The sequence below is a fragment of the Bradyrhizobium sp. WSM1253 genome (assembly GCF_000244935.1).
In the GTDB taxonomy this organism is placed as follows: domain Bacteria; phylum Pseudomonadota; class Alphaproteobacteria; order Rhizobiales; family Xanthobacteraceae; genus Bradyrhizobium; species Bradyrhizobium canariense.
Genome location: NZ_JH600073.1, coordinates 635,632 through 648,303 on the forward strand (window position 1 = coordinate 635,632; position 12,672 = coordinate 648,303).

The 12,672-nt window shown below is 64.4% G+C and carries 13 protein-coding genes; 8 read left to right on the plus strand and 5 right to left on the minus strand.

The genetic code is table 11. From position 1 onward, the window contains the following. Positions 1–26: 26 nt before the first annotated feature. Genes BRA1253DRAFT_RS04945 through BRA1253DRAFT_RS04960 form a run of 4 tightly spaced genes read left to right on the plus strand, consistent with a single transcriptional unit; the run spans position 27 to position 3,704 of the window. Entirely contained in the window at positions 27–1,064 is a 1,038-nt protein-coding gene (locus BRA1253DRAFT_RS04945) for an NAD(P)-dependent oxidoreductase (protein ID WP_007591746.1), read from the plus strand. Next, positions 1,051–1,872: a GNAT family N-acetyltransferase gene (locus tag BRA1253DRAFT_RS04950; protein ID WP_007591748.1), complete on the plus strand. Its 822-nt coding sequence runs from the start codon at positions 1,051–1,053 to the stop codon at positions 1,870–1,872. Before BRA1253DRAFT_RS04945 ends, BRA1253DRAFT_RS04950 begins: the two co-directional genes overlap by 14 nt. Positions 1,873–1,878: 6 nt before the next feature. Then, positions 1,879–2,934: a dihydrodipicolinate synthase family protein gene (locus tag BRA1253DRAFT_RS04955; RefSeq protein WP_007591750.1), complete on the plus strand. Its 1,056-nt coding sequence runs from the start codon at positions 1,879–1,881 to the stop codon at positions 2,932–2,934. Then, positions 2,922–3,704 carry an ABC transporter ATP-binding protein gene (locus tag BRA1253DRAFT_RS04960; RefSeq protein ID WP_035992801.1) on the plus strand — a complete coding sequence of 261 codons (783 nt, stop codon included), beginning with the start codon at positions 2,922–2,924 and terminating at the stop codon, positions 3,702–3,704. The genes BRA1253DRAFT_RS04955 and BRA1253DRAFT_RS04960 overlap by 13 nt, the downstream gene beginning before the upstream one ends. Positions 3,705–3,826: 122 nt before the next feature. Here BRA1253DRAFT_RS04960 and BRA1253DRAFT_RS04965 read toward each other — a convergent pair whose 3' ends face one another. From BRA1253DRAFT_RS04965 to BRA1253DRAFT_RS04975, 3 genes are all read right to left on the minus strand, one after another. Further along, positions 3,827–4,918 (minus strand): TRAP transporter substrate-binding protein, encoded by a 1,092-nt coding sequence (locus BRA1253DRAFT_RS04965; RefSeq protein WP_007591753.1) that lies wholly within the window; start codon positions 4,916–4,918, stop codon positions 3,827–3,829. A 154-nt stretch (positions 4,919–5,072) separates the two neighbouring features. Next, entirely contained in the window at positions 5,073–5,330 is a 258-nt protein-coding gene (locus BRA1253DRAFT_RS04970) for a hypothetical protein (protein WP_007609546.1), read from the minus strand. A gap of 94 nt (positions 5,331–5,424) precedes the next feature. Continuing rightward, entirely contained in the window at positions 5,425–6,375 is a 951-nt protein-coding gene (locus BRA1253DRAFT_RS04975) for a DUF2778 domain-containing protein (RefSeq protein ID WP_007591761.1), read from the minus strand. Positions 6,376–6,597: 222 nt separating this feature from the next. Here BRA1253DRAFT_RS04975 and BRA1253DRAFT_RS04980 point away from each other — a divergent pair, with 222 nt between their 5' ends. Then, positions 6,598–7,038 (plus strand): DUF1810 domain-containing protein, encoded by a 441-nt coding sequence (locus tag BRA1253DRAFT_RS04980; protein ID WP_007591762.1) that lies wholly within the window; start codon positions 6,598–6,600, stop codon positions 7,036–7,038. Positions 7,039–7,125: 87 nt separating this feature from the next. Then, entirely contained in the window at positions 7,126–9,207 is a 2,082-nt protein-coding gene (locus BRA1253DRAFT_RS04985) for a methyl-accepting chemotaxis protein (RefSeq protein WP_007591763.1), read from the plus strand. A 104-nt stretch (positions 9,208–9,311) separates the two neighbouring features. Here the strand turns inward: BRA1253DRAFT_RS04985 and BRA1253DRAFT_RS04990 are convergent, their stop codons facing one another. Both BRA1253DRAFT_RS04990 and BRA1253DRAFT_RS04995 read right to left on the minus strand, forming a co-directional pair. Beyond that, on the minus strand, positions 9,312–9,902 hold the full coding sequence (locus BRA1253DRAFT_RS04990; protein WP_007591764.1) for an NADPH-dependent FMN reductase: 591 nt from the start codon (positions 9,900–9,902) through the stop codon (positions 9,312–9,314). A 50-nt stretch (positions 9,903–9,952) separates the two neighbouring features. Continuing rightward, positions 9,953–10,900 carry an AraC family transcriptional regulator gene (locus BRA1253DRAFT_RS04995; protein WP_007591765.1) on the minus strand — a complete coding sequence of 316 codons (948 nt, stop codon included), beginning with the start codon at positions 10,898–10,900 and terminating at the stop codon, positions 9,953–9,955. A 302-nt stretch (positions 10,901–11,202) separates the two neighbouring features. Here BRA1253DRAFT_RS04995 and BRA1253DRAFT_RS05000 point away from each other — a divergent pair, with 302 nt between their 5' ends. Further along, on the plus strand, positions 11,203–12,309 hold the full coding sequence (locus BRA1253DRAFT_RS05000; RefSeq protein ID WP_007591766.1) for a DUF2336 domain-containing protein: 1,107 nt from the start codon (positions 11,203–11,205) through the stop codon (positions 12,307–12,309). Further along, on the plus strand, positions 12,306–12,626 hold the full coding sequence (locus BRA1253DRAFT_RS05005; RefSeq protein WP_007591767.1) for a PilZ domain-containing protein: 321 nt from the start codon (positions 12,306–12,308) through the stop codon (positions 12,624–12,626). Before BRA1253DRAFT_RS05000 ends, BRA1253DRAFT_RS05005 begins: the two co-directional genes overlap by 4 nt. The last annotated feature ends 46 nt before the right edge of the window (positions 12,627–12,672 follow it).

Genomic DNA, 12,672 nt, shown 5'->3' on the forward strand with positions numbered 1-12,672 from the left:
CAAAGCCAAGACCAGGGACCACAACCATGCTCCTGACCCGCCAGACACTGCCGAAGACCATCCCTGATATCGCTGCGCTCGACGATCTCCTGTGCCGGCCGACCCAGGCATTGATCGACGACCTCGCCAGGGTCGAGGGCGACATCATGATCCTTGGCGTCGCCGGCAAGATGGGGCCGACGCTGGCGGGGCTTGCCAAAGCCGCAGCGCCCGATCGCCGCGTCATTGGCGTCGCCCGCTTCAGCGACGCCGGCGTCAAGGACTGGCTGCACGGGCGTGGCGTCGAGACCATCAATTGCGACCTGATGGACGAGACCGCGATTCAGACGCTGCCGAAGGCGCCCAATATCGTCTTCATGGCCGGCCGCAAATTCGGCGCGGAGGGCGATCTGTCGCTGACCTGGGCGATGAATGCGCACGTGCCGGCGCTGGTCGCGCAGGCCTTCCCCTCGTCGCGGATCGTGGCGTTCTCGACCGGCTGCATCTATCCCTTCGTCCCCGTCGACGGCAAAGGCTCGCGCGAGGACATGGCGCCGAACCCGCCCGGCGAATACGCCCAATCCTGCGTCGGCCGCGAGCGCATGTTCGAGTTTTTTTCGCGCAAATTCGGAACGCCCGGGCGGCTGTTCCGCCTCAATTACGCGATCGACATGCGCTATGGCGTGCTCCACGACATCGCATCGAAGGTGCTCACGGGCACGCCGATCGACGTCAGCATCGGTCATGTCAATTTCATCTGGCAGGGCGATGCCTCGTCCCAGGCGCTGCGCTGTCTCGCGCATTGCACGACGCCGACCTCGCCGATCAATGTCAGCGGCCACGAGATCTTGGCGGTACGCGACCTCGCAGCACGATTCGGCGCCAGGTTCGGCCGCGCGCCGGTGCTGACAGGAAACGAACAGCCGACGGCGTGGCTGACGGACACGTCCAAGGCCGTCGAGCTGTTCGGCCTGCCGGTCGTCGACACCGAGCAGCTGATCGCCTGGACCGCGGATTGGGTGTCCCGCGCCATGCCGAGCCTCGGCAAGCCCACCAAATACGAGGTGCGCGATGGACGCTACTGACGAGCCGGCCATCATCAAGCTCGGCGTCGACGATGCGATCGCCGGGCTCGTGCTGTCGACGGAAGCACGCTGGAACCAGACCGAGGAGGACTGGCGCATCTTCCTGCACGATGGAATCGTGTTCGGCATCCGTGACGGCAGACGGCTGGTGGCAACCGCGGCCCTGCTGCCCTACTCCAGCAAAAATGCCTGGATCAGCATGGTGCTGGTATCAGGCACCCATCGCCGCCGCGGCCTTGCAACGCGCCTCGTCGATGCCTGCCTGGAAACCGCCCGCAGGAACGGCCTGACGAGCTGGCTCGACGCAACGCCGGATGGTGCTGCCGTCTATGGGCCGCTCGGGTTCACGCCGACCCTGCAATTGCGCCGCCTCAAACTGGTGAAACCCGCGTCAACGTCCGGGCAGGCACCTTCATCCGCGACGCTCGACGCGCTCCGCATGCGTGACCGGCGCGCCACTGGTTTCGATCGAACCGCCCTGCTCTCCAACTTCGCTCGGCGTCCCGGCTCACGCATCGTCTCCGCGAACGGAGCCATCGCGCTGGTTCGCGACGGACGCACCGCGCGCCATATCGGCCCGCTATTTGCCGACAACACGGCAGCAGCGCTGACCCTGGTGGATGCCATCGCACGATCGGAAACCGGGCCGCTGCTGCTCGACGCCGTCGCGTCGCAAGCCGCGTTCCCTGACGGATTGACCGCGTCGGGCTGGAGCATCGAACGGCCGTTCCAGCGCATGCGGTTCGGCCCCGCCACAGCCGCGGGTGAGGACATGCCATTCGCCGTCGCCGGCCCTGAATTCGGATAGGACATCATGCACCACAGTCAGATCAACAGCGATATCCGCAAGCTGATCGCCGACGGCACCGTGCTGCCAGCGCATCCCCTCGCGCTCACCGCCGAACGCCAGCTCGACAAAACGCATCAGCGCGCGCTGACGCGCTATTACATCGACGCCGGCTCCGGCGGCCTTGCCGTCGGCGTGCACACCACGCAGTTTGCGATCCGCGATGTCGGCCTCTATCGTCCCGTGCTGGAGCTCGCTGCCGAGACGGCGGCGGACTGGACCAAGCGTCCGCTGGCGCTGGTCGCGGGCCTTGCCGGCCCGACCCAGCAGGCCACCGCTGAAGCCCGCACCGCGCGCGACATCGGCTACCACGCAGGGCTCCTCAGTCTCGCTGCGATGAAGAGCGCGTCCGAAGACGAGATCATCGCGCATTGCACAGCGGTCGCGGCCGAGATTCCGCTGGTCGGCTTCTATCTTCAGCCGGCAGTCGGCGGCGTGGTCCTGTCGAGCCGGTTCTGGCAGCGCTTTGCCGCGATCGACAATGTCATCGCGATCAAGATCGCGCCGTTCAACCGCTACAGGACCCTTGATGTTCTGCGCGGCGTCGCGGCGGCTGGCGCGCTCGACCGCGTTGCGCTCTATACCGGCAATGACGACCACATCCTGCTCGATTTGATGCTGCCGTTCGACCTCCGCGACAACGGCATCACCACGCGGACCTACTTCAAGGGGGGTCTGCTCGGCCATTGGTCGGTCTGGACGGCGAGCGCGATCAAGCAATTCGAGCGCTGCAAGGCGGCACGGCACAAGGACAGCGTCCCGGCCGATTTGCTCGCGCTCGATGCCCGCGTCACCGATTGCAACAGCGCCTTCTTCGACGTCGCCAACGATTTTCACGGTTGCATCGCCGGCTGCCATGAGGTGCTGCGACGGCAGGGCCTGATGCAGGGCTTGTGGTGCCTCGATCCGAACGAGGGCATGAGTCCCGGCCAGAAGGACGAGATCGACCGCGTCACTCGCGAGCATTCAGATCTCAGCGACGACGCCTTCGTGGCCGCAAACTTGAACAAATGGCTGGCATGAGCTCAAACCCCTTCATCAGCCTGCAAGGCGTCCGCAAGGTCTATCGTAGCGGCGGCGCCGAATTCCTGGCGGTGTCCGACGTCACCATGGACGTGCAGGAGGGTGAGCTTGTCTCGCTGGTCGGCCCGTCCGGCTGCGGCAAGACCACAGTGATGAAGATCTTGGCCGGCCTGCACGGCGCCGACGGCGGCACGGTGAAGATCGGCAATGCCAAAAGCCCGTTCGATCCGACCCGCGACATCGGCATGGTATTCCAGCAGGCGCTGCTGCTGAAATGGCGGACGATCCTGGACAATGTGTTGCTGCCGGCGGAGATCGTCGGCCTTCCCATGAGGGCCGCGCGCGAGCGGGCGCGCGATCTGCTCAATCTGGTGGGTCTTGCCGGCTACGAGCAGAAATATCCGCGAGCGCTGTCCGGCGGCATGCAGCAGCGTACCGCGATCGCGCGCGCCTTCATTCACGACCCGAAACTGATCCTGATGGACGAGCCGTTCGGCGCGCTGGACGCGCTGACGCGCGAGCAGATGAATCTGGAGATGCTGCGGATCTGGCGCGAGAGCGGCAAGACCATCATCTTCATCACGCACTCGATTCAGGAAGCCGTGTTCCTGTCCTCGCACTGCGCCGTGCTGACCGCCGGCCCGGCAAAGATGGCCGATTATTTTCCGATCGACCTGCCCTTCCCGCGGGCTCTGCCGCTCAAGACGACGGACGCGTTCGGCGCCTATGCAAGGCGCATTTACGAGAAGCTGGGTCTGGGCGCGGCTTAATTCACCGCACGATAGATGCTGTAGGGTGGGCAAAGCGAAGCGTGCCCACCATGGCGAGTCATGCAAGCAGTGGTGGGCACGGCGCAAGTGCGCCTTTGCCAACCCTACGGGAGTTTGCGCGATCAGGTCTTGTTGCGCATCTTGCCGAGCAGATAATTATCGTAAAAATTCTCCGCGATCTGCGTGTAGAACAGCAGCTCCTTCATATAGGCGTCGTGGCTTTCCTTGGTGCGCTTGAACAGGTCGCTCTTGGTGGCGAGCTCGTTCAGATGCTCCTGGGTCGCGGCGTAGCAGGCCTCCAGCACCGGCTGCGGAAACGCCTTCAGCTCCGCGCCATTGGCGATCAGCCGCTTCAGCGCTGCCGGATTCACGCTGTCGTATTTCTCGAGCATCCAGGCACCCGCGGCCGACGCGGCCTGGTTGACGATCGCCTGGTACTGCTTCGGCAGCGACGCCCACTTCTCGTCGTTGACGATCATGTGCAGCATGGCGCCGCCTTCCCACCAGCCGGGGAAGTAGTAGTATTTTGCGACCTTCTGGAAGCCGAGCTTTTCGTCGTCATGGGGTCCGACGAATTCGACCGCGTCGATCGTGCCCTTTTCCAGCGCCGGATAAATGTCGCCGCCCGCGATCTGTTGCGGGACCACGCCGAGCCGCGCCAGTACATGACCGCCCATGCCGGCGATGCGGAATTTGAGACCCTTGAGATCGTCGACCGTCTTGATCTCCTTGCGGAACCAACCGCCCATCTGGGTGCCGGAATTGCCGCATAGGATGGCGTGCGCCTTGAATGGCTTCAGCGCCTCGTTGGTGAGGTCGGCGCCGCCGCCGAAGTGCCACCAGGATTCCTGATGGCGATGGTTCATGCCGAACGGCGCGCCGGTCGCATAGGCCAGCGCCGGCTCCTTGCCGATGTAGAAATAGAGCGGGGTCTGCGCCATGTCGACAGAGGCTGTGCTGACGGCATCGAGCGCCTGCAGGCCCGGGACGAGCTCGCCGGCCGCAAAGGTCTGGATCTGGAATTTGTTGTCGGTGGCCTCGGCAACATATTTCGCAAAGGTCTGCGCAGTGCCGTAGATGGTGTCCAGCGACTTCGGGAAGCTGGAGGTCAGGCGCCATTTGATCTCGGGCGCGCCTTGCGCGATCGCAGGTGCGGCAACCAGCGTCGTCGCGCCGGCCATGGCGCCGCCCTTGAGGAACGTACGGCGTTTCATGATGGTCTCTCCCTGAACTATGTTTCAACGTCTCGGCTTGAGCGCGATCTTCGCGAGCTATTGCCGTTCCTATAGCGGAGTTCAAGTTGTGAGCGGTAGCCCGGATGGAGCGCAGCGCAATCCCGGGATCCCCCAAATATCTACCGCGTCACTCTCAGAGCAGCTTGGCGCTCACGAACAGCGCGCGCACGGCGTTGGTCGCCTGCACCACGAGCATGGCGTTCTCGGCGGCGCCTTCGAGCGCTGCGACCGCATCTTCATGCAAGGAGCGGAATTCCATCCACTCGACCGATTTGAAATTGGTGAGGAATTGATAGGCCTGGCCGACGGTCGCAATCGCCAGCGTGTCGCCGTTCAGCTTGATCTTGAACGTCGTGCGCAGCGGGGTCTCGGAACTTTGCGGATCACTCACTTTGCGGATCACTCATGGGCTGCTTCTGCACGATGACGGCTTAACGAAGGGAAAACGGCAGCCCGCCGTGGCAGGCAAATATCAGGAGCAGATATCAGGACTCGGTGCTCGCGCGCTGCGAGGCGGTCGCCGATGGGCTCAACTTCGGCACCACGACCAGACGGTTGAACTCACCGTTATCGTAGGCCTTCATAAAACGATCGTAGTCCTTGATCGACACGCAGCCGTTGGAGTCGCCACGGGGCCCGAGCATGTAATTGTGGGTGAGCAGGCCGACGCGGCCGAGCGCGCTGGTGCCCTCGGTGGGGGTCAAGCGCAGTGCGCGGACGCCGTGAAACAGTTTTTCGCGGGGCTTCAGGTCGTAGGTCGCGGGCGGGGTCGCGCCAACCATGCGCTGGTCGACGTGCTCCGGGTCGTCCATCAGCGCGCCCATGCCTGAATGCGCTTCCAGCGCGAGGCCGCTCGGCAGGTAAAGCGCCTTGGCCGAGATGTCGTAGACCGCGGTGCGCGAATCGTAACCGAGCGCGGCGAGATCCGGCGCCTTGCCGAACAGGCCGCTGTCGGGCGTCAGCGAGGCCAGCTTGATCTTGTCGGTGAATTTTTCGAAGAAGTTGCGGTTGTCGACCCTGGGGTTGGTCTCGGCATAAGCCTGGCTCGAGGCGATCTGGGCGGAGATGTCGGCCTGGGGCGGGCGCGAGCGCGGCATCGGGATGGCGTCAGCACGCTGCGATTGTCTCGTCTCCTCGGACATATGCCGGTCGTCGTCGGTCAGAGTGGAGCGCCAGTCATCGCCCTGGAGCTTCTGGGCGAGCATCGCCTTGGCGTCGCGCAATTTGAGCTGGACTGCACTCACCGCGGAGCGCTCCAGCGTCCGCAGCCCAAGCTCGCGGGCGGGCGGATTGCCGGACGCCGAAGCGAAACGATCATCGAACGAAGGCGCATTGGCCGGCGGCAGTGCGGCGGTGACCAGCGAGGCCGGAGCGCCGATATCCGCGACCCAGGCGGCAGCGCCTAGTGCCAGCGCGACGGCGGCCAGAGACAGCAATATCGTCTCGGCTCGCCCAATACGGCGGCGCGACAATAGCCTCTCGGCTTGTGCCCGGTCGGAAACCATCAGCTCCCCAAAATCGACCCCCGGGGGGACCCACCCCCACCCGGAGACTCTATACCAGCTACCACATTGGGAGCCAAAAGTTAGGCATAATCGGGGCCGGCAGGCGTCTGGCAAGGCTCCGGCAAGCCATTCCGGGGTATTCCAAGGTATCTTATGACCGATCCGTTCGATCTAGAACGCTTTGTCCGGGCCCAGGACCCGGTCTATGGCGACGTTCAGGGGGAGCTGACCCGGGGCCGAAAGCAGAGCCACTGGATGTGGTTCGTCTTCCCGCAGGTCGCCGGCCTCGGCTTCAGCGCCATGTCGCAGCGCTACGCCATCGCCTCCCGCGCGGAGGCCAAGGCCTATCTCGCCCACCCCATCCTCGGTCCGCGCCTGATCGAATGCACCCGCCTCGTGCTTGCCGTCGAAGGCCGGACCATCAACGCGATCCTCGGCGCGCCCGATGATGCCAAATTCCGCTCGTCGATGACGCTGTTCGACGCGGTGTCCGACGAACCCGTTTTCGACCAGGCGCTCGCCCGGTATTTTTCGGGCAAGCGCGATCAGGCAACGCTCGATATCCTCGCGGTCCTCGACCGACAGCCCAAGTGACCGCGGCCACCAGCGTAAACCCGGGATTAACATCGCCTGCCTATTGTCCGTGCAAATTATTTCCCGCGCCAGTTGCCGGACAGACTCATGAAAATCGGTACGCTCCTGACCACCGCGATCGTCTCGCTCTCGACCGTGGGCGGCGGCCTCGCCGTCTACGTCGCCGTAACGAAATACCAGACGATGGAGCGAATCACCGAAGCCCAGGGGCGGCTGGCGACCGTCCGCGCCGTCAGCGACATCCCGCGCTACCTCAATCCCGAGCGCGGCTTTTCCACCAACATCCTCTATGGCCCTCCCGCCGTCGACCCGGCGCTGCTGGCCGAACAGCACAAGCTGCGCAAGCAGACCGATGCCGCCCGCGACAGGATGAACGCGCTGCGCAAGGACCTGCCGGGCCCGTTCGACGACGGCAACACCACCGGCGGCAACATCGACGCCATCAATTCGAAATTCACGTCGCTGCGCGAGGCCATCGACAAGGCGATGTCGGGCCCGCCTGAGGCGCGCAAGGACGCCGCCAAGAAGATCGTCGCCGACAACGCCGTGCTCAACGCCAGCGTGACTGCGCTGCTCAACGAGCAGGTCCGCCGCATGGCGATCCTCAATGGCGACGCCTACCGGCAGGCCAGCTACGCCAACATCGCGATGACGTTGCGCGACGTCGGCGGCTTCAACTCCAGCCTGCACAAGAACCTCGTCGGGGGCAAGAAACCAGCGACCGATACCGAGAAGGCCGAGATCAGCCGCTCGCAGGGCCGCAACGATCAGATCGTGATGTCGCTGCTGGAGCTGCGCGGCAATCCCGCAACGCCGGCGAACATCGCCGCCGCACTGGAGAAATTCAACGCGATCTACATCGAAGAGTTCGGCCGCGAGCTCAAGCTGGTGAAGGAGGGTGCGGTCAGCGGCAAGTACGAACACGACATGGACACCTATTACACCGCCACGCAGCGCGGCCTCGGCACCATCATCGAGGTCCGCGACGCCTTCTACGACAACGCCGAGCACATTCTCGCCGGTGCCTCCACTGCGGCCCACACCAGCTTCACCATCGCTCTCGCGGGCCTTCTCGCCGTGCTGATCGCCAGCGCCGGCCTCATCGTCACGGTCCGCCGCCGCGTCTGCGCCCCGATCGTCAATCTGACAACGCGGATGTCGCGGCTCGCCGACGGCGAAGTCGCGGAAGAGATTCCCGGCGCCGAACGTTCCGATGAAATCGGCGCGATGGCCGCGGCTGTCCGGGTCTTCAAGGACAACATGATCCGGGCTGACAGCCTCGCGGCCGAAAAGCAGGCCGAGAACGACGGCAAGATGCGCCGCGCACAGGCGCTCGACGGGATCACCCGCGCGTTCGAAGCCAAGGTCACCGAGCTCGTCGGCGGACTGTCAAAAGCCTCCTCCACTATGGAAAGCACGGCGCAGTCGATGACCTCGACGGCAGCCCAGACCAACAGCCAGGCCGCGGTCGTCGCCGCCGCCTCACAGCAAACATCGAGCAACGTGCAGACTGTTGCGAGCGCCACCGAAGAGCTGACCTCTTCGATCTCGGAGATCGGCCGTCAAGTGGCCCAATCCACCGAGATCGCCGCCCGCGCCGTCGACAACGCCCGCCGCACCGGCGACACCGCCCGTGCGCTGGCCGAGGGCGCGCAGAAGATCGGCGACGTCGTCACGCTGATCCAGAGCATCGCCGAGCAGACCAATTTGCTGGCGCTCAACGCGACCATCGAGGCTGCCCGCGCCGGCGACGCCGGCCGCGGCTTTGCGGTGGTTGCTGCCGAGGTGAAATCGCTCGCGGGCCAGACCGCCAAGGCCACCACCGAAATCTCCGAGCAGATTGCGGCGATCCAGGCCGCGAGCGACGAGACCGTGACCGCGATCCGCAACGTCGCCGACGTCATCGGCGAAATCGACCAGATCGGCACCGCGATCGCGGCCGCGATCGAGGAACAGGGCTCGGCGACCAAGGAGATCGCCCGCAGCGTCCAGGAGGCCGCGCGCGGCACCCAGGAGGTCAACACCAACATTTCAGGCGTGCAGCGCGCCGCCGGCGATACCGGCACGGCCGCAAGAGAGGTGCTGGGCGCAGCCGAGCAGCTCTCGACCCAGTCGCGCGATCTCGCCGGACAGTTCGACCGCTTCCTCGGCGAGGTCAGGTCGGCGTAGCATCCAAATTCGTAGCCCGGATGGAGCGCAGCGTAATCCGGGAATCGTGCCGCAAACACCGACGGCACCGGATTGCGCTGCGCTCCATCAGGGCTACGGGACCGTCAATAAGGCGGCGCCTTGCGCGCCCGCTGCGCCTTGGCGGCCTCGATCCACCACGCGAGATCGTCGGCGAAGCGCGGGAACGAGCGTTCCAACGCCTTGCCGCCTTCGCCGATCGGTTCGCCCGCCTCCGACAGCGTCTGTGCGATCGGGCCGACGCCGATGGTGCTCGACACCACCACCATACCCATCTCCGACAGCGTGCCGTGCCAGGCGGTCGAGGCACGCGCGCCGGACAGGCGGCCGGCCGAGTAGCTCACGATCGCGGCCGGACGCCAGAACCACTCCTCGAGGAAGTGGTCGGTGAGATTTTTCAGGCCCGGCTGGATGCCCCAATTGTACTCGCCGGTGACGAAGACAAAGCCATCGGCGCCGCGGATCTCTCCGGCCAGCTTCTCCAGCGCCTCAGGTGCGGAGCCCTTGGGATATTCCTTGTACATACGATCGAGCATCGGCAGGCCGATCGCCTTGGCGTCGATGAACACGACGTCGTCGCCGCGACCGCGCAGGCGATCGATGACGAAATTCGCAAGGCGTATGCCCATGCGATCGGAACGGTAGGAACCGTAGAGGACGAGGATGCGATTGCTCATGGCCGGTAGTATAGCACGGATCAGCAGGCCGGCCTCAACGTTTTGACGCGCTAGGTTCGCCGTCCGTGCTCGAGCGTTTGCGACGGTGTCTCGCCGAACCTGTCACGATAGCTTCTGGAGAAGTCGCCGAGATGCCAGAAGCCGAACGCCAGCGCGACGGCCTTGACGCTGTCGGCACCGGCGAGCAACCGCTGACGCACCAGCCACAGCCGCCGCAGACGTAGATAGCGGTGCAGGCTCATGCCGCGATAGCGGCGGACGACATCGTGCATGGTGCGAACGGACAAGCCGAGCTTGCGCGCGATCTCGTCGCTGTAGATGGGCTGGGAGATGTCGTCGGAAAGCAGCGCGCGGATGTCCTGAAAGACCTTGAAGTTGCGCTCGTCATTGGGGCGCAGGGTCCATCGCGCGGGACCCATATTGTGGAAAATTGCGTCCACAGCGCCGAGCAAGGTCTCCCTCATGGCGGCAGCCTTCAGCGGCACGTCGGGTGCATCGACCGGCCCCGAAGCGGCTGCCAGCACCTCCCGAACCACACCGCGGAGCCGGTTCAAGCCCGCGGCGGTCGTTTCGAAGATGTTGAAGCAGAGGGCTGCTTGTGGCCAGCCGCGATCCGTCACCTCCGGCCTGAACACCACCGAGCCGATTTGCCGCGGCACTTCCTCGATGGTGGTGTAGGTTGCGCCGCCGCTGCCCATGACGATGACGGGTCGTGTGCGCTGCGTGCCGTTGAATCGAACCGGCACGTCCAAATCGTCCATCGTGAATCCGATCGCGGTACAATTCTCGACGAGCTGTGCGTCGACGACCCGCGGAAATGCCCGCGTCAAGTTCACGTCGCAGCCGGGCAGCGACAGAATGGTCTGCTCGGCCGAAATCCTCCGTACGAAAGGCGTGAACTCGAAGTTCAGGCCTCGTATGGCACTTCGAAATTCATCGACGTCGGTGAAACGAAATACCTTCGGCGCTAGCGTCGGCGCATCATCAGTTCTGTTCATGGCAAATGTGAAACTTCGCGTCGCAACACACGCGCGTCCGGCGACGATGCCGGCCCAACTTCCCCGTTCCGGTGTCCCTTAAGTCTGAAAGAATCACTTCGAACTATGTTGACCAGTTGGCGAGCGTCGAAGTCCAAGGACAAGCCGGCGCATCAAATCTCGCCAATTTTCGATAGCGTTTCCCGTGTGGCCAGCGGTGCACATATACCTAGACGAGCAAAATCAAAATTTCAAATTAACGTTTGTCGAGCGGAATAGAAGCAGTTCGATAGTCCAAATTAATTTTAGGTCAGGCCCCTGCCATGATGGCAAATTCGCCTGCTGATATTCTCGCTGAATTGGAAGAGACGGTCGCAACGTGCCCGGCGGAGCGTTGCGCACGCATTCTCTCCGGCATGGTGCAGTTGCTCACTGGTAGCCGCGGCCAGTGCCGGGAATTGCTCGTCAACGTGGTCGACGGTGTTCTGCTGCGATTGACGGAACGGGTCGAGACCAGCGCACTGGTTCAGCTCAGCATGGCGCTCGCCGAGCTTGACATCGCGCCTCCCGAAACATTGTGGCGTCTCGCCTCGCACGATAATCCGGACGTGGCATGTCCTGTGTTGCTCAAGTCGCGCGCACTTTCCGCGGCAGATCTCGAGGCTGTCATTGACTCCCGTGGCGAGTGGCATCGACGCGCGATCGCCGCCCGCAGCGACATCGCGCCGACCGTGACCGAAGCGTTGATCAAGCACGGCGGCCCGATCTGCCTTGCCCTGATCAAGAACCCGGGAACGAAATTCTCCGACGCAGCCTATGCAGCGCTGATTGCCATGGCCGACCAGGACGGCGAGATCGCGAAGGCGCTGGTGCTCCGGCCCGGCACGCCCGACCTGGTCGTGCGCAAGCTGCTCTCCGCCCCACCAGCCCGGAAGGCGCCGGCCACGCCCAACCCGCTCGCCGCGTCGCCGGTGCCGGAAACGGAGCCGGCTCCGCCAAAGCGGCCTTGCAGGGCCGACTACGCCAGCGCGAGGCCGGAGATCGTCGTCCTCAACCGCATCGGCAAGCTCAACGATTCCACGGTGAACCGTTTTGCGATCCGCGGCGAGACGGCCAACCTATTCACGGCGCTGTCGGTGCTTTCAGGGGCGCCGCTCGAAATCATCGAGCGTGTCGTGAGCGACGACGATTGCGAGGGGCTGGTCATGGCGTGCCGGGCCTCGCGGCTGAACTGGCAGACCACCCTTACCATCCTGAGCAACCGCAGCGGGAAAAGGCTCTCCTATGCCGGGCGCGAGCGCGCGCAACGGATCTTCGAGACGCTGCTTCTGTCCACCAGCCAATGGACAGTGCGATGGGGGGAAATAGCGGCAAGCGCCAACACGAGCGATCCGGCAAATCGCGGCGCGAAGATGGGGGTTAGCCGATGAAGTTCGACGGTCGCAAAGCGCAGCGCGTGAAAATGGATCACAAGCAGCCGGTCAATCTGATGGGCTCGGACGGCACGTGGCGGCGCAGCTGCGTTCTGCTCGACATATCGCAAAGCGGTGCGAAGATCGAAGTCGAGGGCACGCTCGACGTTCTGCGGGCCAAGGAATTCTTCCTGCTGCTGTCGTCGACGGGGCTCGCCTACCGGCGCTGCGAATTGGTCTGGATCGACGGCACCACCGCCGGCGTGCACTTCGTCACCGCAGACGGCAAGAGGAAACCGGCAGCCGCCGCGCAGACTGCCGCTCAGAGCAAATAGGCCCAAGGATTCATCAGCCCATCCACTCAGCATAATTCAGGTCAAC

Excerpts from the sequence above, each read along its gene's own strand:
- BRA1253DRAFT_RS04945 (WP_007591746.1), top strand. The coding sequence starts at position 27 with ATGCTCCTGACCCGCCAGACACTGCCGAAGACCATCCCTGATATCGCT.
- BRA1253DRAFT_RS04950 (WP_007591748.1), top strand. The coding sequence starts at position 1,051 with ATGGACGCTACTGACGAGCCGGCCATCATCAAGCTCGGCGTCGACGAT.
- BRA1253DRAFT_RS04955 (WP_007591750.1), top strand. The coding sequence starts at position 1,879 with ATGCACCACAGTCAGATCAACAGCGATATCCGCAAGCTGATCGCCGAC.
- BRA1253DRAFT_RS04960 (WP_035992801.1), top strand. The coding sequence starts at position 2,922 with ATGGCTGGCATGAGCTCAAACCCCTTCATCAGCCTGCAAGGCGTCCGC.
- BRA1253DRAFT_RS04965 (WP_007591753.1), bottom strand. The coding sequence starts at position 4,918 with ATGAAACGCCGTACGTTCCTCAAGGGCGGCGCCATGGCCGGCGCGACG.
- BRA1253DRAFT_RS04980 (WP_007591762.1), top strand. The coding sequence starts at position 6,598 with ATGACCGATCCGTTCGATCTAGAACGCTTTGTCCGGGCCCAGGACCCG.
- BRA1253DRAFT_RS04985 (WP_007591763.1), top strand. The coding sequence starts at position 7,126 with ATGAAAATCGGTACGCTCCTGACCACCGCGATCGTCTCGCTCTCGACC.
- BRA1253DRAFT_RS04990 (WP_007591764.1), bottom strand. The coding sequence starts at position 9,902 with ATGAGCAATCGCATCCTCGTCCTCTACGGTTCCTACCGTTCCGATCGC.
- BRA1253DRAFT_RS04995 (WP_007591765.1), bottom strand. The coding sequence starts at position 10,900 with ATGAACAGAACTGATGATGCGCCGACGCTAGCGCCGAAGGTATTTCGT.
- BRA1253DRAFT_RS05000 (WP_007591766.1), top strand. The coding sequence starts at position 11,203 with ATGATGGCAAATTCGCCTGCTGATATTCTCGCTGAATTGGAAGAGACG.
- BRA1253DRAFT_RS05005 (WP_007591767.1), top strand. The coding sequence starts at position 12,306 with ATGAAGTTCGACGGTCGCAAAGCGCAGCGCGTGAAAATGGATCACAAG.